Origin of the sequence: Staphylococcus sp. HMSC069D12 (assembly GCF_001810405.1) — a bacterium.
GTDB lineage: Bacteria > Bacillota > Bacilli > Staphylococcales > Staphylococcaceae > Staphylococcus > Staphylococcus haemolyticus.
On record NZ_KV801102.1, the window covers coordinates 121653 to 143427 of the forward strand.

The window sequence follows — 21775 nt, forward strand, 5'->3', positions numbered from 1 at the left end:
TAGAAACCTTCTTTCCAAATTTCGAACATTTTCATACATAGAATAGTCCTATTTTTTAGCAATGTACAGAGCATTTTTACGTTTCATTGAGAATTATTATCAGTAGATTATAACGTTATAAAAATGGCATAGAATATCGAAATTAAATTATTAATAGTATAAAATGTTACTAAAGAAGGGGGATGGGATGATGTTTACAATAGGGACATTAATAGCAAAAGATGATACGTGGATATTATGGGCCATAATTATAGTTTGGGCGACAATCAGTATCTTCTTAGAACAGAAATATCAATGGGCAAGCACCATTTCAGGTGCCATCATTGCTTTAGTAGGGGCTATGTTATTATCCAATTTTAAGATTATCCCGACTGAATCGCCGGTTTATGATACGGTATGGGATTACGCGGTACCAATATCAATTCCTTTATTATTGTTCAGTTCTAATATTTTAAAGATTTGGAAGGAAAGTCGTCGATTATTATATATCTTCTTAATTGCATCAGTTGGAACATTGATAGGGACAACGGTAGGATTTATTTTACTTCATCAATGGATTCCATATTTATCAAAAATTGGCGCGATGATGACAGGAAGTTATATAGGAGGTGGCGTGAACTTTGCAGCTTTAAGCACGAAGTTTAAAACACCGAGTGACATGATTTCATCAACAGTCGTTGCAGATAATAGTGTCATGGCATTGTACTTTATGTTGTTGATTGCAATACCGTCTTTACCTATTATAAAAAGATGGTTTAAGACAGATTATCAAACTGAGTCAACACCAGAAACGCAACAATCTTATTGGCAACCGAAGCAAATTCAATTATTAGATATTGCACTTTCGATAGCGATTGCAGTGGCATTAGTAGCAATCAGTTTTAAATTATCTGAGGTCATTCAACATGTGATACCGCAGTCTAATGTCCTACTTACGATACTGGTTTCTTTCTTTGGCGATCAATACCTGTTACTTACAACACTTACATTATTGGCAGTGGCTATTTGGGGAGATTTCTTTGATAAATTAGCCGGTTCTTCAGAAATTGGAACATTTATTATTTACATATTCTTTGTAGTGATAGGAACACCTGCTTCATTTATGACGATTATAAAAACAGCACCACTATTATTTGTCTTTGTGATGATTATATTAATTTTCAATCTAGGTTTAAGTTTAATACTAGGAAAGTTATTTAACTTTAAGATTGAAGAAATACTGTTGGCAAGTAATGCTACTGCTGGTGGTCCTACAACGGCAGCAGCTTTAGCTATCAGTAAAGGATGGCAAGGTCTTGTTGGACCGATACTAATTATAGGTACATTGGGTTATGTCATAGGGAACTATGCGGGCACACTTATTTATCAACTTTTAATACACATTGGATAATATAAATACATAAAGGGAGATATCTCAGCATAATTTTTAGCTGCGTATCTCCCTTTTTAAAAAATTAATCATTTAATTCGCTATCTTTAATATCTGTAATAAACATGTGTCCGGGTGAGTGTGTAATCATTAACTTAGGTTTGGCATCAAGTGCAACAGATTGCGGTGTCACGCCACATCCCCAAAAGACTGGAACTTCGTTAGGTTTGATTGTGACAGCTTCTCCATAATCAGGCTTATCGATATCAGTGATTCCTAGTTCTTCTGGTGTGCCGATATGGATTGGCGTGCCATGAACATTCTTAAAATGTGAAGTGATTTCTGTTGCCTTAATCGCTTGAGTCATAGTCATAGGACGCATACTAACTGTGATATTACCTTTAAAGTATCCGCTTGAATGTGCTGGTATATTTGTACGATACATCGGTACATTATGACCCTCTTCAATATGACGTACAGGTAAGCCAGCTTCCAACATGGCATGCTCAAAAGTGAAACTACAACCAATTAGAAAGCTAACCATATCTTCTGTATAAAGGTCAGTGATATCATCAACTTCTTTAATCAATTGACCATGTTCATAAATACGATATTTCGGAACTTCAGTGCGTATATCTGCATTAGGCCCATAATATGGAAAGGAATGTGCGCCAATTTCTGACACATCTAAGAGTGGGCAAGTCTTTGGATTTCTAAAACAAAACTTTAAGAAATCATAAGCATATTTCGATGGCAATATAACCACATTAGCTTGTATATAACCCTCTGCCATACCGCTTGTGTGACCGACAAGTTCTCCATCTCGAATTAATTGACGTAAGACTTCAGGTGATGCCTGTTTGTAATTCATTATAATCCCCCTTGTTTCCCCTTAATGATAGAAAGTGCTTATTACTACAATATTTTAAAATTACACATATTACAAGAGCAGTCTATGCGCTATTTATTAAAAAGTTTGTATGCTAAAGTGATAGAACTATTCACAAATATTGGTAATAAACAATATAAACTTACAATAATTCAAATATCATCTACACGATAAATGACAAAATATAGTATGAATAAAAATGTACTTATGATTAGTCCTATTAAAGGCAGTAAATTAAAGTACAGATCCATATTGTTATTTTTCTTCATTGTTTTGTTCCTTGTCTTGTTCCTTTACATTAGATTTATTATGATCTTCTCGTTGTTCTAATGGAATAGAATAATCTTTGTCATCATCAATATAAGACATTTGGAAGTGCTTCGTATGTTCTCTGCGAAGCGCACGCATAATAGAAAGTGTCATTAGTAATAGAATGATAGAGAATGGTAATCCTGTTACAACGGATGCAGTTTGTAAACTCGTCAAACCACCTGCAATCGTCATTGCAACTGAAATAGCGCCGATGAGCAATCCCCAAATCACTTTATGTTTCACCTTTGGATTCTCGCTACCTCCTGTTGCCATGCCAGCAACAATATGTGTTGTTGAGTCTGCACTTGTCACTATGAGTAAGAATATTAAGACGACTGCTATTATGCTCGTAATATCAGCTAATGGAAATTTTGATAGTAATTCAAATAAAGCAACTGTGTAATCTTTATCTACTAATTTAGCGATGTTATCGCCACCCATAGCAAACTTAACGGCCATACCACCAAATCCTGCAATCCATACGAATGAAATGAGTGGAGGTACGATTAAAACACACATGATAAATTCACGAATTGTACGTCCACGAGATACACGAGCGACGAATCCTCCTATGAATGGTGACCATGAGATTACCCATGCCCAGTAAAAGACAGTCCATTGTTGTATCCAAGCATTATTGCCAGAATATGGATTGATACGTAAGCTATATTCAACAAAGTGTCTGATATAGTCTCCGATTGCTAGAGTATAAGATTCAAAGATGAATTTTAAGTCTCCAAAGATAAGCATGAATAGTAGTAAAACAGCGCCTAAAATAATATTGATGTTACTTAGCCATTTAACGCCTCGATTTAATCCAGTTATCGCAGAACCTAAGAAAATACAAACCATGAGTACCGTAATAGCAATTTTTGTAACGTTATTATTTGGTACATGGAAGACATGATTCAATCCACCACTAATTTGCATGATACCAAGACCTATAGAAGTGGCAATCCCCATAACTGTAGCTATAATTGCTAAAATATCAATCACATTTCGAAATGGACGTTTGTAAGCTTGACCAAAGACAGGTTCCATTGCTGTAGAAATTAAACCATCTCGCTTCTTTCTAAATTGAAAATATGCCACGATAAGTCCAGCCATGGCGAAGATAGACCATTGTGAAATACCCCAATGGAAGAAGGTATACCCCATAGCTACACGCGCTGACTCTGCTGATTGATTCGGAACATCTTTTGGAAACGGTGAGTGAAGATAATGTGTGAGTGGTTCAGCAACACCCCAGAATACAATACCGACACCAAGTCCCGCAGAAAATAACATACCTAACCATGATAAAAATGAAAATTCAGGTTCTTCATCATCACTGCCTAATTTGAAACGACCGTAACGAGAAATTGCTAACAAGATTAAAAAGATATCTAAAATAAAAATAATAAGTAAGAACAGCCAACCAAATGAATTAGAAATAAAATTATAAATATGCTGTGCATAGACGCCAAATGCTTTAGGAAAGAATCCGGCCATAGCAGTAATAAGTACAATGATGGTTACGGATATCACATATACTAAATAATTGTTTTTCTTTTGCTTGTCATTCATTGTTCAATTAAGTCATCCTTTATATTTTATTTAGTTTGAGTATACCTATAATATAAAATATTTTCAAAATTCAATTTTTTTGAAATATCTTGATTTCTAAGTCATAGTGTTCTGTTTTGAAAACTTTTTCCAAAAGAGAAAATTGGCTAAATACGACCTAATGAAATGCTATAATTGAGATGAAAATTTGAAGAATTAAATAGAAAAGAAGGTATATCATGTCAACAAACTATGTCATTACAAATGGTAAAATTTATACGGAAAAGCAAGTTATTGAAAATGGATATCTTGTAGTAGAAGATGGCAAAATAAGTGATATTCAACAAGGAACGTATACTGGAGAATTAGAACAAGTCGACGTGAAAGGTCAAAATGTATTACCAGGTTTCATAGATATTCATATTCATGGTGGTTATGGCGAGGATGCAATGGATGCTTCTTATGAAGGTTTGAAACATTTGGCTGAACAGTTATTATCAGAGGGAACGACAACATTTTTAGCAACGACGATGACACAATCTGATGTTAATATTGAAAAGGCATTGAAAAATATTGTGGCATATCAAGCTGATCAACAACGAGGAGAAGCTGCTGAAGTAGGTGGTGTTCATTTAGAAGGTCCATTTATTTCAGAGCATAAAGTTGGCGCACAAAATCCTAAATATGTGCAACGTCCGTCAGCGTCTAAGATTCAACATTTCCAAGAAATTGCGAATCAGCAAATCAAAATTATTACCTTTGCGCCTGAAGTTGAAGGTGCACATGATACACTCAATCAATTACATGAAGATATTATTTTTTCAATGGGGCATACTGTGGCAACGTTTGATCAAGCGAATGAAGCGGTCGACCATGGTGCTAAACACGTAACACATCTATATAATGCTGCTACACCATTTGAACATCGCGATCCAGGTGTCTTCGGTGCGGCGTGGACTAATGAACAATTAAATACAGAAATTATAGTTGATGGTATTCATTCACATCCTGCTTCTGTACATATTGCTTATAAGCAAAAGGGAAATGAACACATGTATCTCATCACAGATGCAATGCGTGCGAAAGGGATGGAAGACGGTGAATATGATTTAGGCGGACAGAATGTCATCGTTAAAGGAAAAGAGGCTCGCTTAGCAAGTGGCGCTTTAGCAGGTAGCATCTTGAAAATGAATGACGGTTTGTATAATTTAATTGAATATACACATGATTCATTAGAGAATTTATGGCGAGTAACGAGTTTGAATCAAGCCATTGCATTGAAAATTGATGACCATAAAGGTAGTTTAGCAATCGGTAAAGATGCTGATATCGTTGTGGTAAATGATACGATTCGTATTGATAAAACAATTAAATCAGGAGTTGTACATCAATATTAAAAAAATTGGTTGATGTAGTTATTATAAATTCTCTCTAACCTCTATTCGCGTTTAAAGATATACATTCTAGTGTATATATGTAGTAAATGTTTGATACGAAACTCGAGCGACGGAAGAGAGGTGTCCATTCATGAATAATGATTTCAGATTCCCTAACGCTAAGCATTTCTTTAGTTGGTTAGCATGGTTATCTATTATTGCTTTAATCGCATTAATCCTACTTAATTTAATCGTTTATAGCACATTCAAAAGTTTTAATAATTTTACTTTAGCATTTGAATTTCACCAAACAGAATTAATATTCTTAATTACTTTCTCAGTAATTGCGGTTATTAGTATTATTATGTATTTAATTTTAAAATTATTTAAACATTCATAAAATGAAAAAACAGAAAGTGGATTGGCTATCAATCCACTTTCTGTTTTCTATTTTATTTGGGTAGTCAACTATAAATGTTTGAAAATAGTGTCATCAACAATGATTTCTACATTAGGATGTTGATGCAAGATAGATGCAGGTAATGACTCAGTTGTTTCACCATTCAAGAGTTGATGAATTGCATCACGTTTACGTTCTCCAAATGCTAATAAGATGATTCGTTTCGCACGCATAATAGAATTCAATCCCATAGAAACGGCTTGTTTAGGCACATCATCAATATGATCAAAATGAACACTGTTAGCATTAATCGTTGAATCAGTTAAATCAACCACACGTGTTTCACTTTCAAAAGATGTGCCAGGCTCATTGAAGCCGATATGTCCATTTTCACCAATACCTAATAACTGAATGTCCGGTTGACCAATTTGTTTCAATTGATTCTCATAACGACCTGCCTCACGCTCTAAATCATCAACATGGCCTTGAGGAATATGAATGTTATCGGCATTCCAACTAGCATTGTGATCAAATAATAATTGATGCATATACGTATGATAACTTTGAGCATGTTCAGGTGCTAACCCTACATATTCATCTAAATTAAATGTTTGAACCTTTGCTAAATTTACTCGATTAGCCAATGCTAATTCTGAGAAGCGTGGGTAAACATCTGTCATCGTGCCACCAGTAGCAAGCCCTAATATAGCATCAGGCTTATCTTTAATTAAGTTCAATAGTTCAATTGCAACATAATCACTCGCTAATTTTTTATCTACTAAGTTCGTTATTTTCATGATTTACGCCTCCAAATTAAGCAATTATTTTTGTTGGACAGCTTCTATAAAACGTTCAGTGATTTGTTTAGGACGTGTAATTGCCCCACCGACAACCGTACAATGTACGCCTAAGTCAATTACCTTTTTATACATTTCAGGTGTAATGACATTACCTTCTGCAATAACTTTCGCGTTGACCTTTTCTAATACTTCTTTTAAAAATTCAAAATCATTTTCAAAGAGAATGTGTCCCTTTGTATAAGACGTATACCCACGTAATGTTGTGCCAATGTAATCAAAGTTTAAATGATCTGCATTGATGGCTTCTTCAACAGTTGAAATATCCGCCATAATTTCAACATGGGGTGCTTTCTCTAGAATGTAATGAACTAATTCTTCAAGGGACTCCTTAGGACGTGTTTGCGTTGTCGCGTCTAAAGCAATTACTTCACATCCACTTTCAATTAGTTCATCCACCTCTTTAGAAGTTGCTGTAATAAATACATTAGAACCTTCATAATCTCGTTTTACAATTCCGATAACCGGTAGTGATACTTCTTCTCGAATCGCTAAAATATCTTCTTTAGTATTCGCACGTATACCAACCGCTCCACCTTGAAAAGCTGCTAGAGCCATCTTTGACATAATAAATGATGAGTGTAATGGTTCGTCAGGTAACGCCTGACATGACACGATTAATCCATTTGGTAACATTTTTAAACACGCTCCGTCTTTTTCAAAATTGTAAATAGAAATAGTATTTATAATTGATTCGTTTATTCATTCATATCATAACATTAAGAAAATATTTATCAATTTATAATTGAGAATTGAAAAATATTTTCAAATATAATACAGTTTAACTAACTTAATTACGAGGTGTTGTCATGAAATTTGAAAATCGTATTCAACGAAGTCGTCATTTATTAACGAAAATGGATAAAAAAATTATTGAATATATACAAACACATGAACTTGATGAAAATTTCTCTACAATTAATTCCTTAGCTTATGCTATCGGGACATCACCAGCTACCATTACAAGATTTAGTGGCAAATTAAATTATGCCAACTTTCAAGATATGAAGTTTAATTTGCAACACGAAAAATCAGAAAAGGTAGTAGAAAATGCACCGCTTGTTCAGCTTATTCATCGTTATCATCAAAACATTATCCAACAAACGGGTGAATTTATTTCCGAGGAAAAGATTAAGCGTCTAGCACACAATTTAAAAACGTGTAGACAAGTCAATTTCGCAGGATTAGGAAGTTCGGGATTAACGGCAAGTGAATTTTACTATCGCACAATGCGTATGGGTATCAAAGGTTCTGTATCAACAGATGCGCACCAAATGAAGATATCGGCGTCGCTACTTTCATCACGAGATATGTTTGTCGCTATTTCAAATAGTGGGGAAACCTTAGAATTAATTGAAGCTGCGAAGATTGCTCGCAATCAAGGGGCGTATGTCGTAGTCATAACAAATTTCGAAGGTAGTGCGCTTACTAAGAATGCAGATTTAGTATTAATCACGACGGCTCAATCAAGTAACAATGATTCAAAATTCATCAACTCACAAATCGCAACACTATTTTTATTAGATATCGTGAGTTATTTATTATTGAATGACACACATATGCACCAAGTATATCAACAAACACGAGACGTCATTTTAGGAAATGAGAAAGAATGAGTGAGGAGTGGGACAGAATTCGTTATGAATTCAGTGTCCCACGCCTATCTATATCCAGCTGTTATTTAGTGATTGCGCCGAATAAAGCAGCATGATTCTCTGTTTGAGTTGTTTGTATCTTAGCAATGCCATAGTCAGAGGGTAAATAATGATGAATTTTAGGTTCTATATATTTGAGAAGTGTTTCACCTTGAGATGAAATACCGCCTCCAATAAGAATCAAGCTTGGATCATAAATAATTTGAATTTGAGCAATACCTTCTGCAACATAATTACTCCATTCATTGAGAATATTAAGTGCTTCTTCATTACCATCTTCTGCTAGATTAAATAATCTAGGTACATCCGTACCATGTTCAAATTGATGTTTAGTCATTAAATCTTTAAGAGCTGATGTTGAGGCACGTTGTTCAAATGTTTTACCATCTTCTTCACGATAAAGTAAGTAACCAATTTCATTGGCACGGTGACGCGAACCTTGATAAATGCCAGAAGCTTCACTGTAAAATGCACCACCAATACCTGTCCCCAAAGTTAAACAGAATATATTATCTTCTTCATAATGATGGAGTTTAAGTTCCCCTAACAATGCCGCATCCACATCATTATAAACAGCGATATCAGACGATAAATCTTTGAAGACTTCGAAGAATTGTGTACCGTCATAATTAGGAATGGTTGGCCCCGTATAAATAATTTGACCTAAATCTGAATCGACGACACCAGCACTTGAAATACCAATAAATGGATTTTTAAGTTGATATTGTTTCATAAATGCTGCTACTAATTGATATGTTTCATCTACAATTTGCACATTAATATTATCTGGCGTTTTAATCTTTTTATAATCAATCATTTCTAAGTCATCATTAATGACTGCCACTTTAATATTTGTTCCACCTATATCTATAGCTATTTTATACATTGAGGTACCTCCTTAGTCGTCTTTATTATAACGACACTTCAAATTAAAGTAATCGTCATCATTCTTTTTGAAAAATATTTTCATCAAATTCGTAAAATTTTGTTAAATCTTTTCAAAAATAGTTGTTTAAGAAAATGATAGCGTTTACAATTCGAGGTGTAAATAGAAATTTATTGTAATTGAATTTATCTCAAAGTTTATAAAAATGAATTTGAATAAAAATTGATTTGGAGGAACATGACATGGAAGATAAATTAAAAGGATTATACGCCGCATTACTTGTACCGTTTGATGAACATGGACAAATAAAAGAAGAAGGATTAAAGCAAATTGCTAAAAATGCGATTGAGACTGAGAAACTTGATGGCTTATATGTGAATGGTAGTTCTGGGGAGAACTTCTTAATTAGTAAAGAACAAAAGAAACAAATTTTTAGAGTAGTGAAAGAAACTGTTGGAGACGATGTGAACTTAATTGCGCAAATTGGATCATTAGATTTAAATGAAGCGATTGAACTTGGGAAATACGCAACAGAACTAGGTTATGATGCATTATCAGCAGTGACACCATTCTATTATCCATTCTCTTTTGAAGAAATTAAGCAATATTATTTCGACATTATCGAAGCAACACAAAACAATATGATTATTTATGCGATTCCTGACTTAACAGGTGTCAATATTAGCATCGAACAATTTGGCGAGTTATTTAATCATGAAAAAGTTGTAGGCGTGAAATACACTGCACCTAACTTCTTCTTATTAGAACGTATCCGTAAGGCATTTCCTAATAAACTCATATTATCTGGATTTGATGAAATGTTAGTGCAAGCGACAATTTCAGGTGTCGATGGGGCAATTGGTTCAACATACAATGTGAATGGTCGCCGTGCACGACAAATATTTGATTTAGCACGAGAAGGCAAAATTGCTGAAGCATATCAAATACAACATGATACGAATGACATCATCGAAACGGTATTAAGTATGGGCATTTACCCAACATTAAAAGAAATATTAAAAACGCGTGGTATCGATGGAGGATTGCCTAAACGTCCATTCCGACCATTTGATGAAAGACATCGCGATGCATTGGACACATTAATTAAGAAATACGATTTATAGACAAACTGAGAATATTTAACAACAGAATATGTAACACAAGGGGTGTTGATTATGCATCAAGTCGGTTTTGGGGCATGGAATTGGGTAGCTGTTATTGGTTATCTTGTCATTATGTTATTAATTGGAGCGTACTTTACTAAAAGGGCTGGTAAAGATACGGATAGTTTCTTCACGGCAAGTGGTCGTTTGCCTTCGTGGGCCATTGGGTTCTCGATTTATGCGACGACTTTAAGTGCCATTACCTTTATGTCTACACCGGAAAAGGCATTTTTAACAGATTGGGCATACATCGCTGGTAATATTGCGATTGTCGCAATTATTCCAATTTTAATCGCATTTTATGTACCATTCTTTAAAAAGTTACGCGTAACATCAGCGTACGAATATTTAGAAGCGCGTTTTGGACCAAGTATACGTGTCATCGGTTCATTATTATTTGTCATTTTCCATTTAGGACGCATAGCGATTGTTATTTATTTACCAACATTAGCAATCACAGCTGTATCTGATATGAATCCATTCATCGTAGCTAGTTTAGTGGGTATTTTATGTATTCTTTATACTTTCTTAGGTGGATTCGAAGGCGTTGTATGGAGCGATTTTATCCAGGGTGTTATTTTACTTGGTGGCGCATTAATGATAATTATCATCGGTGCTTTTGAAATCAAAGGTGGTTTCGGCACAATTGTCAGTGATGCAATTGCCAATAAGAAGATTATTAGTGTAGATAACTGGAAATTAAATAGCGCAGCAGCAGCGATTCCGATTATCTTCCTTGGAAATATCTTTAACAATTTACACCAATATACTGCGAGTCAAGATGTTGTTCAACGTTATCAAGCATCTGACTCTATGGATGAAACGAAGAAATCGTTATGGACAAATGGTGTTTTAGCGTTAATCTCTGCACCTATTTTCTATGGAATGGGAACTATGATGTATTCTTTCTATCAACATGAACAGGTATTGCCTAAAGGATTCAATACATCATCTATCGTGCCTTACTTCATTCTAACTGAAATGCCACCATTCGTGGGCGGATTACTGATTGCAGCTATATTTGCGGCTGCACAGTCGACGATTTCATCAAGCTTGAACTCTATCTCTGCTTGTATTTCTGAAGATATTAAACATCGCTTCTTTGGAAAAGGGGCAGATAAATCAGAAGTTAACTTTGCACGATTAGTCATTGTTGTGGCAGGCTTATTAAGCTATGGTATTTCAATTTACTTAATTGCTGCTGATTCAAACAATTTATGGGATTTATTCTTATTGATCACTGGATTATTTGGTGTACCACTAGCTGGTATCTTTGCAGTAGGTATCTTTACAAAACGTGCGAATACATTTGGTGTCTTAGTAGGATTAATTGCAGGTGTAATCATTGCATACCTACTAAATGGCGTTGGTGGAGGTAACTCACCATTCTACGTATCAATCATTTCATTCGTCGTTGCTTTCGTCTTCGGATATTTAGTAAGTCTTGTCGTACCATCTAAAAATGCAAAAGATATTACTGGGCTAACAATATTTGATAAAGATAAACCATCAACATATATTTCTAAAGTAATAGAGAAAAAATAATATTTAGTATACGAGTTGGACATCATTGATTGTTCGACTCGTATTTTATATCTTTAACATTGTGCTAATATAATAATGATTATAAAAAGATAGGGGTATTATCATGAAAATATTGAAAATTGCAGGTATATTCTTATTAGCACTACTTATCATGGTCGTTACACAAGGCATTGCATCCATCTTTAGTGATTTAATTCCATTTCTAGGTATAGCCGCTATTTTACAAGGGATTTTATATATCATTTTTGCTTTTTTAGTCGTTCGATTATTCATTAAACGTGTATTAAAAGATCGCTTGAGCGCATATCGTATAACAACACCTAAGTTTAATAAACTCTATGTGATATTAGGCTTAAGCTTACCAATAGTAGTTTATGGCATTTATTTCATTTTTGTTCCAGGTGATTTTACTGTGCACCACTTTGGTAATTTAAATGATATGTTGCATTCATTTTTCTGGTCTATCTTCGTAACAGCCTTAGGTGGCGCGGTCGTTGAAGAAATGGTATGCAGAGGTTTATTGATGGGGTACATTGAGAAGAAGACGAACATCAAGATTGCCATTATTTCCATGGCAATATTTTTTGGGGCAATCCATTTATTAAATGGTGGGTTAAATGTAAGTAGTTTCTTTTTATTATTAATTAGCGGTTCACTAGTAGGCATCATGTTCGGTTTGGCAACCTATAAATTTAATACCATTTGGGCAAGTATTACACTACATTTTTTTTGGAATTTATCCCAACTTTTACTTATCACGGAAAAGGAAAGTCAGTATAGTATTTGGCAATATGTCGTACATACGAACAACATAGCCATCACAGGCAATCAATTTGGTTATGAAGCATCCATTATATCTATCACAGGATACATAGGCGTTATTTTTATTTTACTAATGATTAAACATAGAGGTATTCAATAGAAGGGTTCAGATTTCTAAAGAGTGATATTCTCTCATGAAATTAGGCATAGTAAACAAGTTACTTTAAAAGTAGTTGTTATTTTACATGGTTTATTTAAATTATTTATGTAGTTGCTTATACTAAAAAAAGGAAAGAATTACTTACATTGTAAAGGAGCATTAATATGAAGAAATACTTATTAGTTATTCCTGTAATTATTCTTACTTTTACATTAGTTGGCTGTTCGTCATCGTCAGAAGAAAATGATTCTAAAGATACATCAAATGATAACAAGCAGTCACAAAATAGTGCTAATCATAATTATAAAATACCGAAATATATTTTTGATAAAACAACTAAAGATCAGAAAATTTCTGAAAACACGATTAAAAAAGATATTAAAATCTATTTAGATACCGATAGAAAATTAACAGATGCTAGAGAGCCATACGAGGACAAGTTAGATTCTGACGAAAAGTTATCTAAGAAAAAAGAACAAAAATTCAATCATATTGTAGACTTACAAGAACAAAATTTAAATAACTTTGCCAAGTACATAAAAAATAATCAGATGCCTAACAAAGAATATGAACAATACACTAAAAAGATAAGTAATTATATGATAGCAACATATCAAACAAATCAACGTGTATTAAATTTAGATGAAGATGCATCATTAAAAGATATTCTCGATATCAATAAAGATAAAAATATTGCGAATGGTCGAGAACAAGCCAAAATTGAGAAATTCTTGAAAGAGAAAAATATAAAGACCATTGCATTTGATAAATAAAAATAAGCGGGACTTCGACGTAATGAAGTCCTGCTTTTATAGTGTTAATAAGTGCTAAATTCTAAATTAAGAAATATTTAAGATTAAATTACGACAATATTTGTTATGTTAGAACTAGTTTAAGAGTTCAATGTTTAACTAAAAAATACCATAAAGTAACTTACTAGAACCATGATGCCACTCACACCATTATGAATCATATGAACCATCATGCTGTCACGAACATTTCTACGACGATGGTAAGCAAGGTAGAATATCATTCCCATCATGGTATACATTAGAATTGCTACCCAATTTGAAATACCATGCTGAGAAGCAAAGATAAGTGATGATAGGATGAACGGTAACCAGAATCGTGTACGTTTAAATAATGTTTCTTTAAAAATGCCACGATAAACAAGTTCTTCTAAATAAGGTGCTACAAATGTAATCGTCAGTACGAAGACAATTAGCGGGAAGACTTGGCCCAATTGATCAGGCGTTGGTTTGGCAGCGTTCATATCACCTAATAACATTTTGTCGTTTTGTGTTTGCATTGAACCTGTCGCAAATAGCATTAAATATGACATACCAATAACGATTAATCTAAGAAGTAAGGCCCAACCAACATTAACTGCAATATCCTTACCTGTAAATTTTTTAGACTTTTCATAGGTATGACGTTTGTAATAACCTCTAACTAGCCATATTACTACAGCAGCTAGTATGAAATAAATGATGGTCACTAATGTGCAAGTTAATGTATCCATATAAATAGAAAAACTATAGATAAACATACTACTCACAATAGGAATTTGAATTAGTAGCATCCAGCCAATGAAAATAAGGGCACGAACAAACTTATTACCAGTTGGACGACGTTCTTCGGTATGTATGTGGTCTTTAGTTGAATTATCTTCATTTGAAGAAGATGTAGTATTAGAAATTGTATCCATATTCTGATGATTCATCATAATAAACCCACCTTTGTCTAGAAATATAAGATTTTGAAAAATGAATACCTCTATATGAATGTAACATATATTTGACATTTATTGTAGGTCACTTCATAAAAATGCGTTATCTAAACTAAAAATTAACATTTCGAATTATATGTTTAGGAGGTTAACTATGTCTAAAGATGAAATGTCACATGACCATATAACAGGAGATTTTCAAATTTCTCAAAAACCTTATTGGAAGTTGCTATTACAATCTTTATTTTTAATTTGTATTTTATTTGTTGCCGAATCAATGGTTATACTCTTAGTAGAGAAGCCAAGATACTTTTGGATTGCTATTGTAGGGGTCATTATTGCATTTCTAATTTTAAAATTAAGTAAGTTGAAGCTATTTCAATTTAGTTGAATAACTAAAAAGCAATGGCTAATCATTATCATTGGATTCATTCTTGCAAATGGTACAGATTATATTTATTTTGAATTCATGCCTACGAAAGGGAATGAGAAGGAGTTAGAGGAAAGTTACCGCAATGTACCACTGTATTTACAACTCATTGCGATAGGTATTTTAGGTCCTATCTTAGAAGAAATTATATTTAGAGGATTGTTAATTAAAGGTATCTTTAGAGGTGCACCTATAGTTGGTGGCATAGTATCTGTTATTTTATTCGCTGGCGCTCATGGCCCAAGCAACATAGGTGAATGGTTTATTTACGGCTTTTCAGGTTTCATTTTCGTTGTTGCATATTTAAAAACAAAACGGCTCGAAATACCTATCATCATACACATGTTTGGTAATATATTAGCTACATTTCAAAATTATTTTTGGTAGAAATACTCTAATTACATAGTATATACGCAATAAAAACAATGCCTAAGTTTTGATAGGCATTGTTTTTTAACTTAAATATGCTCAATTCTTAAATGTTTATAGGGTCGGTTGTATCCGTAGCCTTTGCACGTTCAATTGAGAATTTAACTGCCGATGCATCAAAATCAGAACCATCATTGAATTTTACATTCTTCTTTAAATGAAATAGGTAGTGTTTACCGTCTTCTGAAGCTTCCCAAGATGTAGCAAGACCTAGTTCAATCTTGCCATTTTTACCATAAGTTACAAGCGGTTGATAGATAGCATTGTACACAGGCATAGGCGCATCAAAGCCTTGTGCATCTAGTTGATTTGTATTAAATTCACGAGGTAGTGAGACTTTAACCTCTTTGTCATCATTATGATACTGAGCACAACCACTTAACATAAGCATCGCGCATATAGAAGGTGAATAGAATATGCGCTTTTTCAATGTTTTACCTTCTTTCTATTGTATTCATCATTATTTTTTATAATAGAGTTTAGTTATTGAAAATATTTTTCCATCAATAAACATTATTATATGATACACCCTATACAAATTCTTTGAAATGATAAATTTGTGAATAGGTACGTAGAAGTTTTCCAATTTTGAAATTAAAAAAAGAGGGTGGGGACCCTCTTTTTAATGTGTTTCTCCTAGTGCAACTTTGGCGTCGTCTTCTTTAGAAATGGCTTTAATAGCCGCTGTTAAACCTTTCGCAATTGTTTCAATAGACATCGACGGTTTCTCAGGTTTATCTGTCACTTGTTCAGGGATAAATGGTACATGAATAAATCCAAATAGTAGCCCCGGATAAGACTTGTCAGCGAGATAACCTAATTGGTATAGGACATGGTTACAAACAAATGTGCCCGCTGTATTCGATAAGCTTGCAGGGACGCCTACTGCTTTAATCGCTTCAGTCATCGTTTTAATAGGTAAGTTTGAGAAGTAGGCAGGTGCGCCATCTTCTTGAATGGCCACATCAATAGGCTGATTTCCTTTGTTGTCAGGAATACGTGCATCGTCGATATTGATACCTACACGCTCAGGAGTAAGGTCATAACGACCACCAGCTTGACCAATAGACAAGACCACTTCGTAATCGCCTTTAGACAGTTCTTTATCAATGACGTCTTTAGATTCATGAAAGACGGTTGGAATTTCTAACTTTGAAATGGTATGTTCGCCAATCGTATTCTCCAATTGCTTTACTGCCTCTAGTGCAGGATTAATCTGTTCACCGCCAAATGGATCAAATGCTGTAACTAAAATTTTCATTATTCATTTCCTCCTTAGAATTATTTAAAATGCCCAGAAATACATTAGAGCAATGTGAATTACTATAAGTGCTAATGCTATAGGCGCCTGTGCTTTAATAACGCCAAATTCTTGTTTCATTTCAAGTAGTGCAACTGGTAATGTGTTGAAATTTGCCGCCATAGGTGTAAGTAATGTTCCGCAGAAACCACCAGTCATGGCAAGCGCACCTGCAACGATTGGATCGCCACCTTGGGCAATAACGAATGGAATACCAATACTTGCTGTTATAACAGTAAATGCTGCGAAAGCATTTCCCATAAGCATTGTAAAAAGAACCATACCTAATATATAAGCAATTGCACCAATTAAATGGTTGCCCTCAGGTAAAAATGAAGAGATACCTTTTGAAATGACTTGACCCACACCACTTGCAGTAAAGAGTACGCCAAGTGCAGCTAAGAATTGTGGTAATATACCTGTCGTTCCAACTTGTTGCGTTAATCGGTCACTGTCATACAATGTGTAAGATAATTTTGGTTTGATAATGAGTAGTGCTGCGATTAATCCTACAATAGATGAAATACCTAAACCGATGGCACCGCCAAGTGGAGTCCAGTTTGAAACAACTACTGCCACCACAGCTAAGACAATTGCAGGAATGAAAAGCTTATTTCCATATTTAGCAGAACCTCTTTCAACTTCCTCATCATTAACATCGATAATGTTTTTGATTTTCACTTGTCTGAAAAGTGTTAAAGCACCCATTGCTAAAACTAGCAGACCATTAATTGCATTTGGTATATAAGGACCACCTATAAATAAAATAGCTAAAATGGTCCAAAATGCTGCTGTACCTAAACTTTTAGATTTATCTTGTGAACGTAAAGCGCGATAAGCTGTATATAAAAATTGAAGTCCAATCAGTATGTAAAATATTTCTAAAATATGGTTTAAAGTTGCTTCACTCATGACTTTTCACCTCATTATTTCCATATTTTTTATTGAAGTAACGATCGAGTAAAATATTTTTAATCCAAACTAAAATAAGTGTGATGATAGCAACAGGAATTGAAGCGAGCACTAAACTCATCGCATTCACTTTAATGTTTAAAGATTGGAAAGTCCCAACCATCAATAACACACCAGCAGCACCAACAAATAAGTTTTGTCCAAAGAAATTACCATAATTTTCCATGGCAGATGCTTCGGCTTTTAGTTTTTCAATATCTTTCTCATCGATGTCTTTATCAGTAAGATTGTAACGTGTTCGAAGTGCACCTTGAACCATAGGGTTAATTAAAGGTCGAACAAATTGAGGATGGCCACCGATACGTATTGAAGCTACGCCGGCGATTTCACGAATAATTAAATATAAAGTAAGAAGGCGACCGGTTGTTATTTTCTTAACGTTACTAATTAGTTTAGAAGCTTGTTGTTTCAAACCAAAACGTTCAATTAAACCGACCATAGGAAGTGTAAGCATAAATAAAGTTACAAGACGTTGATCTACAAAGGCTTTTCCAAGTGTTGAAAGTACTTCAACGATATCCATACCGGCAACTAAACCAGTGACTACTGCTGCAATTAAAATAATTGCTATAGTGTCAAACTTAAGAATGAAGCCGATGATTATGATTAAAATACCAATCAATTTAATCCATTCCATAAAAACACTCCTTAACAGTTATTCAAATTAACTTTTAATATTTAATTGATGAGATTCAGAGTTACAATTAATCTCTGTAACCCTATCTAATTAATATGTAAAAGATAAGTGAATAATAGATGTAATTTTCTTAATATTAGCACAACTAAAATTGCTATTAAAGTGAATTTAAAATAAATTGAATAATATTTTATATTTAGATATTGTTTGAAATGTTAGATGATAAATAGGTTTAAAAATTCAAGATAATAGAGACTAAATTCTAAGTCTTTTTTTAAATGATTTTAAAGTAAATTAGTAGCATTTGAACATTACCTTTTGCGAGTTCCGAGACTATTTCTTTATGTTCTTCAATTAAGTTAGGTCTGTGTTTATTTATTACAGTTTGGCTAAATAAATATATAAAACTACGATATTTATGATAAGTTTCTAAAATAAACTGATTATTAGTTGCCTTCATTAAAATTTTAAATTATATATTTTCTTCAAGGACATGATATAATATCTTAGGTTATATGAGAATAATTCTCAATAACTATTTTATTATATCAGTAAAGGAAGTGTCAGATGTGAGTTCACATCAAAGTAGGTTCGACGGTAAATTAATCATTGCAGCTAGTTTTGCAGTGTTAACATATTGGTTGTTTGCACAATCATTTATAAATATTGGTCCTAGTGTACAAAAGACGTTTGGTGCTACAGATTCTACACTTAACCTATCTATCAGCCTTGTATCATTCGTTACAGGTATTTTCATGGTGGGTGCAGGAGATATTGCAGATAAAGTGGGAAACCTCAAGATGACAATAATAGGTCTCGTCTTTAGTATTATTGGTTGCCTTAGTCTTATTATTGTTCCTGCCACGCCATTCTTAGTTATTGGGCGCATTTTTCAAGGCCTATCAGCTGCCATATTACTACCTTCTACAATTGGCTTAGTATCAGATAACTTTAAAGGTCAACCACTCCGTAAAGCTTATAGTTTTATGATGATTGCGACAGTTGGTGGAATAGGATTTTCTTCCTATGTCGGTGGTCTTATTTCTAGCTTTTTAAGTTGGCAATTTATCTTTGTGTTTTCTATCGTTTTATCAATTATTGCGATTTTTATTTTAAGGCGTAGAAAAGAAGTGCCACGTCAAGAACGTGATCACCAGCCCTTCGATTATGTAGGCATGGTGATTTTTGGTGTAATTATCGCTTGCTTGATGCTATTGATGACTCAAGGTTTTACATATGGTTGGGCAAGTCGATTCACGTTAATTGTTGCAATCGTTGGTCTCATTGCTTTAGTTGTATTTTATATTTTTGAAAAAGGCAGACCCACACCATTTATTGATTTTTCAATTGTAAAAAATCGAGCATTTCTGGGCTCAACAATCAATAATTTTGTGCTTAACACTGGGGTAGGTACCACAGTAGTCTTTAATGGTTACGCGCAAAAACAATTTGGTATGAGCGAAGCACAAACTGGTTTGGTTTCAGTGCCGTATGTCTTCATGGCGATAGCGATGATACGCTTAGGTGAAAAAGCAATTCAAAAATATGGCGGTAAAAGTATGTTAATTGCAGGGCCGCTATTTCCAGCAATTGGTATCATTCTAATTAGCTTCACTTTCTTATCGCCAAGTTGGTATGTAGGTATTGTAACTTTCGCATTTGTTGTATGTGCGATTGGTAATGGGTTAGTTGCTACACCAGGCTTAACGATTGCAGTATTCAATATGCCAGAAGAGAAAGTGAGTTTTGCTACAGGTTTATATAAGATGGGCGCTACACTTGGAGGAGCTTTTGGTATCGCGTTAAATACGACCGTATTTACAGTATGCCAACAATTCTATTCAGTAGAAATGTCAGCAATGATTTCATTCTTAGTCGGGGCAATTATTATGATACTTGGACTTATATCAGCATTTATTCTGATTCCTAAAAATGTTAAAGCATAATAAAAACAAGCGTGGCTTTTTTATCAGCCACGCTTGTTTGTTTATAGATAATTAATTTACTTTATCGGTAGACAATCTTTGCGGAATCGGATCAAATATAACTAATTCGTCGCTATTTAATAAATCCTCAGTTAATTGTAATTCAGCAATACGATTAGAATTATAGTATTTCACATACAATGTACGCGATGTTAAGTTAAATACAGTTTGGTACAGCGTATAGTGGAATTCATCTTCAGAAGGGCGAACTGCACCTTTAGGAATGCTTACACTATCAAGAATTCTAAACGCACCTAATACTGCATCATCACCATCGTCAGGCAACATATTACTTACAAGATAAGCTGCTCTTACATAACGTTCTGCTGACGTATAACCACCTGGTAGTCCAGAGGTACCACTTTCATTGCCGATATATAAATTTTTATAGTGTTTATATTGTGGTTTGTAAGGTGTCACATTCGCATAATTCTTCAAGTTCTCGTAATGCCAATTTAAATCAGGGCTATTTGTTAGTATACCGACTGGATTATCATGAACGACAATGCGACCTTCTACAAACGTAATCTCTACAGTTCGGCCTGTAGCATCCGATACATGATAATGTAATGGTGGCGCTTCATTAATATCATTCAATGTATGTGCAACGACATTAACTTGGTCTGCTTGTTCAATAAGTTCCTCAATCGTTTTGTTGTAACCAAGTACCCATGTTAATACTTCAGTTTGTGAAATATTGATGTATCCATCTCGTATTTTATTAGCGTATGAGGCATAACCACGGTCATATTGATTAGATATTGCGAGGCCATGCTCATTTACACCGTCTCCGAAAATAAAGCCTTCCATATCAGAACCGGCACCAGTAAAACCATACAACGTTGTACCTTTATAATCTACACGAGATTCCCAATAGTAGTGACGTGGTTGCACAGCAGGATGTCCACTTAATGGATAGTCATAGTCCATCGTACGTCCTAAAATAACGTCACCGTTTTTAGCTTGAAACGTAAAACCTGTACACATATGTAGAAACCTCCAGTATTTAAAGTGAGAATTATTATCAATTATAAGATTTCTAATTACTCATTTCAATTTTTAAAGTTTTTCGGAAAAAGAGTCCTAAAATAAAAGTTGCTATATACATACTAAAACAAATAATATAGGCCCAAATTATACCGTAATAGTCAACTATCATAGAAATAATAAAAGTGCCAATAGCGAAGAAAATGCTATTAAATAATTGCTTAGATGCTTGTATAAAGATATTTCAATTCTAGTTATATTCCACCATTGAAAATCTCAAAAAAGAAATCATATAAGCAAAGTAAGTTGCGGTGGACAATGACTTCATGAAGAATTCTAAGCCACTTCAAAAAATAGGCTCTATAATAAATTGGACTGATGACTAAA

The 21775-nt window shown here is 33.9% G+C and carries 22 protein-coding genes; 11 read left to right on the forward strand and 11 right to left on the reverse strand.

The features are described from left to right. Positions 1-190 precede the first annotated feature (190 nt). Positions 191-1390, forward strand: coding sequence for a DUF819 family protein (locus HMPREF2737_RS04520; protein ID WP_037550770.1), 1200 nt, complete (start codon positions 191-193; stop codon positions 1388-1390). A gap of 64 nt (positions 1391-1454) precedes the next feature. Here HMPREF2737_RS04520 and HMPREF2737_RS04525 read toward each other — a convergent pair whose 3' ends face one another. Both HMPREF2737_RS04525 and HMPREF2737_RS04530 read right to left on the reverse strand, forming a co-directional pair. Then, positions 1455-2240: a putative hydro-lyase gene (locus HMPREF2737_RS04525; protein WP_037550768.1), complete on the reverse strand. Its 786-nt coding sequence runs from the start codon at positions 2238-2240 to the stop codon at positions 1455-1457. 273 nt (positions 2241-2513) lie between these two features. After that, positions 2514-4136, reverse strand: coding sequence for a BCCT family transporter (locus HMPREF2737_RS04530; RefSeq protein ID WP_037550765.1), 1623 nt, complete (start codon positions 4134-4136; stop codon positions 2514-2516). A gap of 218 nt (positions 4137-4354) precedes the next feature. On the opposite strand from HMPREF2737_RS04530, the gene nagA reads away from it, so the two are divergent. Together nagA and HMPREF2737_RS04540 are read left to right on the forward strand one after the other, a co-directional pair. Continuing rightward, positions 4355-5512: an N-acetylglucosamine-6-phosphate deacetylase gene (gene nagA, locus HMPREF2737_RS04535; protein ID WP_037550763.1), complete on the forward strand. Its 1158-nt coding sequence runs from the start codon at positions 4355-4357 to the stop codon at positions 5510-5512. A 130-nt stretch (positions 5513-5642) separates the two neighbouring features. Next, a complete protein-coding gene (locus tag HMPREF2737_RS04540) occupies positions 5643-5891 on the forward strand; it encodes a hypothetical protein (RefSeq protein ID WP_037550762.1) in 249 nt (82 codons plus the stop codon). Positions 5892-5959: 68 nt separating this feature from the next. Here the strand turns inward: HMPREF2737_RS04540 and nagB are convergent, their stop codons facing one another. Both nagB and HMPREF2737_RS04550 read right to left on the reverse strand, forming a co-directional pair. Then, positions 5960-6688 (reverse strand): glucosamine-6-phosphate deaminase, encoded by a 729-nt coding sequence (gene nagB, locus HMPREF2737_RS04545; protein WP_037550760.1) that lies wholly within the window; start codon positions 6686-6688, stop codon positions 5960-5962. Between the two features lie 24 nt (positions 6689-6712). Beyond that, the gene (locus tag HMPREF2737_RS04550; RefSeq protein WP_037550758.1) at positions 6713-7384 is read right to left on the reverse strand and encodes an N-acetylmannosamine-6-phosphate 2-epimerase; all 672 of its coding nucleotides are present in this window, start codon (positions 7382-7384) and stop codon (positions 6713-6715) included. Positions 7385-7557: 173 nt separating this feature from the next. On the opposite strand from HMPREF2737_RS04550, the gene HMPREF2737_RS04555 reads away from it, so the two are divergent. Beyond that, positions 7558-8364 carry a MurR/RpiR family transcriptional regulator gene (locus tag HMPREF2737_RS04555; protein WP_037550756.1) on the forward strand — a complete coding sequence of 269 codons (807 nt, stop codon included), beginning with the start codon at positions 7558-7560 and terminating at the stop codon, positions 8362-8364. 61 nt (positions 8365-8425) lie between these two features. Here HMPREF2737_RS04555 and HMPREF2737_RS04560 read toward each other — a convergent pair whose 3' ends face one another. Next, on the reverse strand, positions 8426-9289 hold the full coding sequence (locus HMPREF2737_RS04560; RefSeq protein ID WP_037550754.1) for an ROK family protein: 864 nt from the start codon (positions 9287-9289) through the stop codon (positions 8426-8428). Positions 9290-9531: 242 nt separating this feature from the next. Here HMPREF2737_RS04560 and HMPREF2737_RS04565 point away from each other — a divergent pair, with 242 nt between their 5' ends. From HMPREF2737_RS04565 to HMPREF2737_RS04580, 4 genes are all read left to right on the forward strand, one after another. After that, positions 9532-10413, forward strand: coding sequence for an N-acetylneuraminate lyase (locus HMPREF2737_RS04565; protein WP_037550753.1), 882 nt, complete (start codon positions 9532-9534; stop codon positions 10411-10413). 51 nt (positions 10414-10464) lie between these two features. Continuing rightward, a complete protein-coding gene (locus HMPREF2737_RS04570; RefSeq protein WP_037550751.1) occupies positions 10465-11997 on the forward strand; it encodes a sodium:solute symporter family protein in 1533 nt (510 codons plus the stop codon). A 103-nt stretch (positions 11998-12100) separates the two neighbouring features. Further along, on the forward strand, positions 12101-12919 hold the full coding sequence (locus HMPREF2737_RS04575; RefSeq protein WP_037550749.1) for a CPBP family intramembrane glutamic endopeptidase: 819 nt from the start codon (positions 12101-12103) through the stop codon (positions 12917-12919). Positions 12920-13083: 164 nt separating this feature from the next. Further along, positions 13084-13692, forward strand: a complete 609-nt coding sequence (locus tag HMPREF2737_RS04580; protein ID WP_016930587.1) for an NDxxF motif lipoprotein — start codon at positions 13084-13086, stop codon at positions 13690-13692. Between the two features lie 134 nt (positions 13693-13826). On the opposite strand, the gene HMPREF2737_RS04585 is transcribed toward HMPREF2737_RS04580, so the two are convergent. Continuing rightward, positions 13827-14645: a CPBP family intramembrane glutamic endopeptidase gene (locus tag HMPREF2737_RS04585; protein ID WP_016930588.1), complete on the reverse strand. Its 819-nt coding sequence runs from the start codon at positions 14643-14645 to the stop codon at positions 13827-13829. Between the two features lie 157 nt (positions 14646-14802). Here HMPREF2737_RS04585 and HMPREF2737_RS11845 point away from each other — a divergent pair, with 157 nt between their 5' ends. Beyond that, on the forward strand, positions 14803-15039 hold the full coding sequence (locus HMPREF2737_RS11845) for a hypothetical protein (RefSeq protein ID WP_229664801.1): 237 nt from the start codon (positions 14803-14805) through the stop codon (positions 15037-15039). 78 nt (positions 15040-15117) lie between these two features. After that, positions 15118-15465 (forward strand): CPBP family intramembrane glutamic endopeptidase, encoded by a 348-nt coding sequence (locus HMPREF2737_RS11850; protein ID WP_229664800.1) that lies wholly within the window; start codon positions 15118-15120, stop codon positions 15463-15465. Positions 15466-15553: 88 nt separating this feature from the next. Here the strand turns inward: HMPREF2737_RS11850 and HMPREF2737_RS04595 are convergent, their stop codons facing one another. From HMPREF2737_RS04595 to HMPREF2737_RS04610, 4 genes are all read right to left on the reverse strand, one after another. Continuing rightward, on the reverse strand, positions 15554-15937 hold the full coding sequence (locus tag HMPREF2737_RS04595; protein WP_037550748.1) for an ABC transporter substrate-binding protein: 384 nt from the start codon (positions 15935-15937) through the stop codon (positions 15554-15556). A 192-nt stretch (positions 15938-16129) separates the two neighbouring features. Beyond that, entirely contained in the window at positions 16130-16768 is a 639-nt protein-coding gene (gene pcp / locus HMPREF2737_RS04600; protein ID WP_037550747.1) for a pyroglutamyl-peptidase I, read from the reverse strand. 24 nt (positions 16769-16792) lie between these two features. Next, positions 16793-17719, reverse strand: coding sequence for a DUF979 domain-containing protein (locus tag HMPREF2737_RS04605; protein WP_016930592.1), 927 nt, complete (start codon positions 17717-17719; stop codon positions 16793-16795). Further along, complete coding sequence (locus HMPREF2737_RS04610) at positions 17712-18416, reverse strand: DUF969 domain-containing protein (RefSeq protein WP_016930593.1); 705 nt, start codon at positions 18414-18416, stop codon at positions 17712-17714. Before HMPREF2737_RS04610 ends, HMPREF2737_RS04605 begins: the two co-directional genes overlap by 8 nt. Before the next feature lie 569 nt (positions 18417-18985). Between HMPREF2737_RS04610 and HMPREF2737_RS04615 the strand changes: the two genes are divergently transcribed. Then, entirely contained in the window at positions 18986-20362 is a 1377-nt protein-coding gene (locus HMPREF2737_RS04615) for an MFS transporter (RefSeq protein WP_037550746.1), read from the forward strand. A 51-nt stretch (positions 20363-20413) separates the two neighbouring features. On the opposite strand, the gene HMPREF2737_RS04620 is transcribed toward HMPREF2737_RS04615, so the two are convergent. Beyond that, a complete protein-coding gene (locus tag HMPREF2737_RS04620) occupies positions 20414-21388 on the reverse strand; it encodes a choloylglycine hydrolase family protein (protein ID WP_037550745.1) in 975 nt (324 codons plus the stop codon). Between the last annotated feature and the right edge of the window lie 387 nt (positions 21389-21775).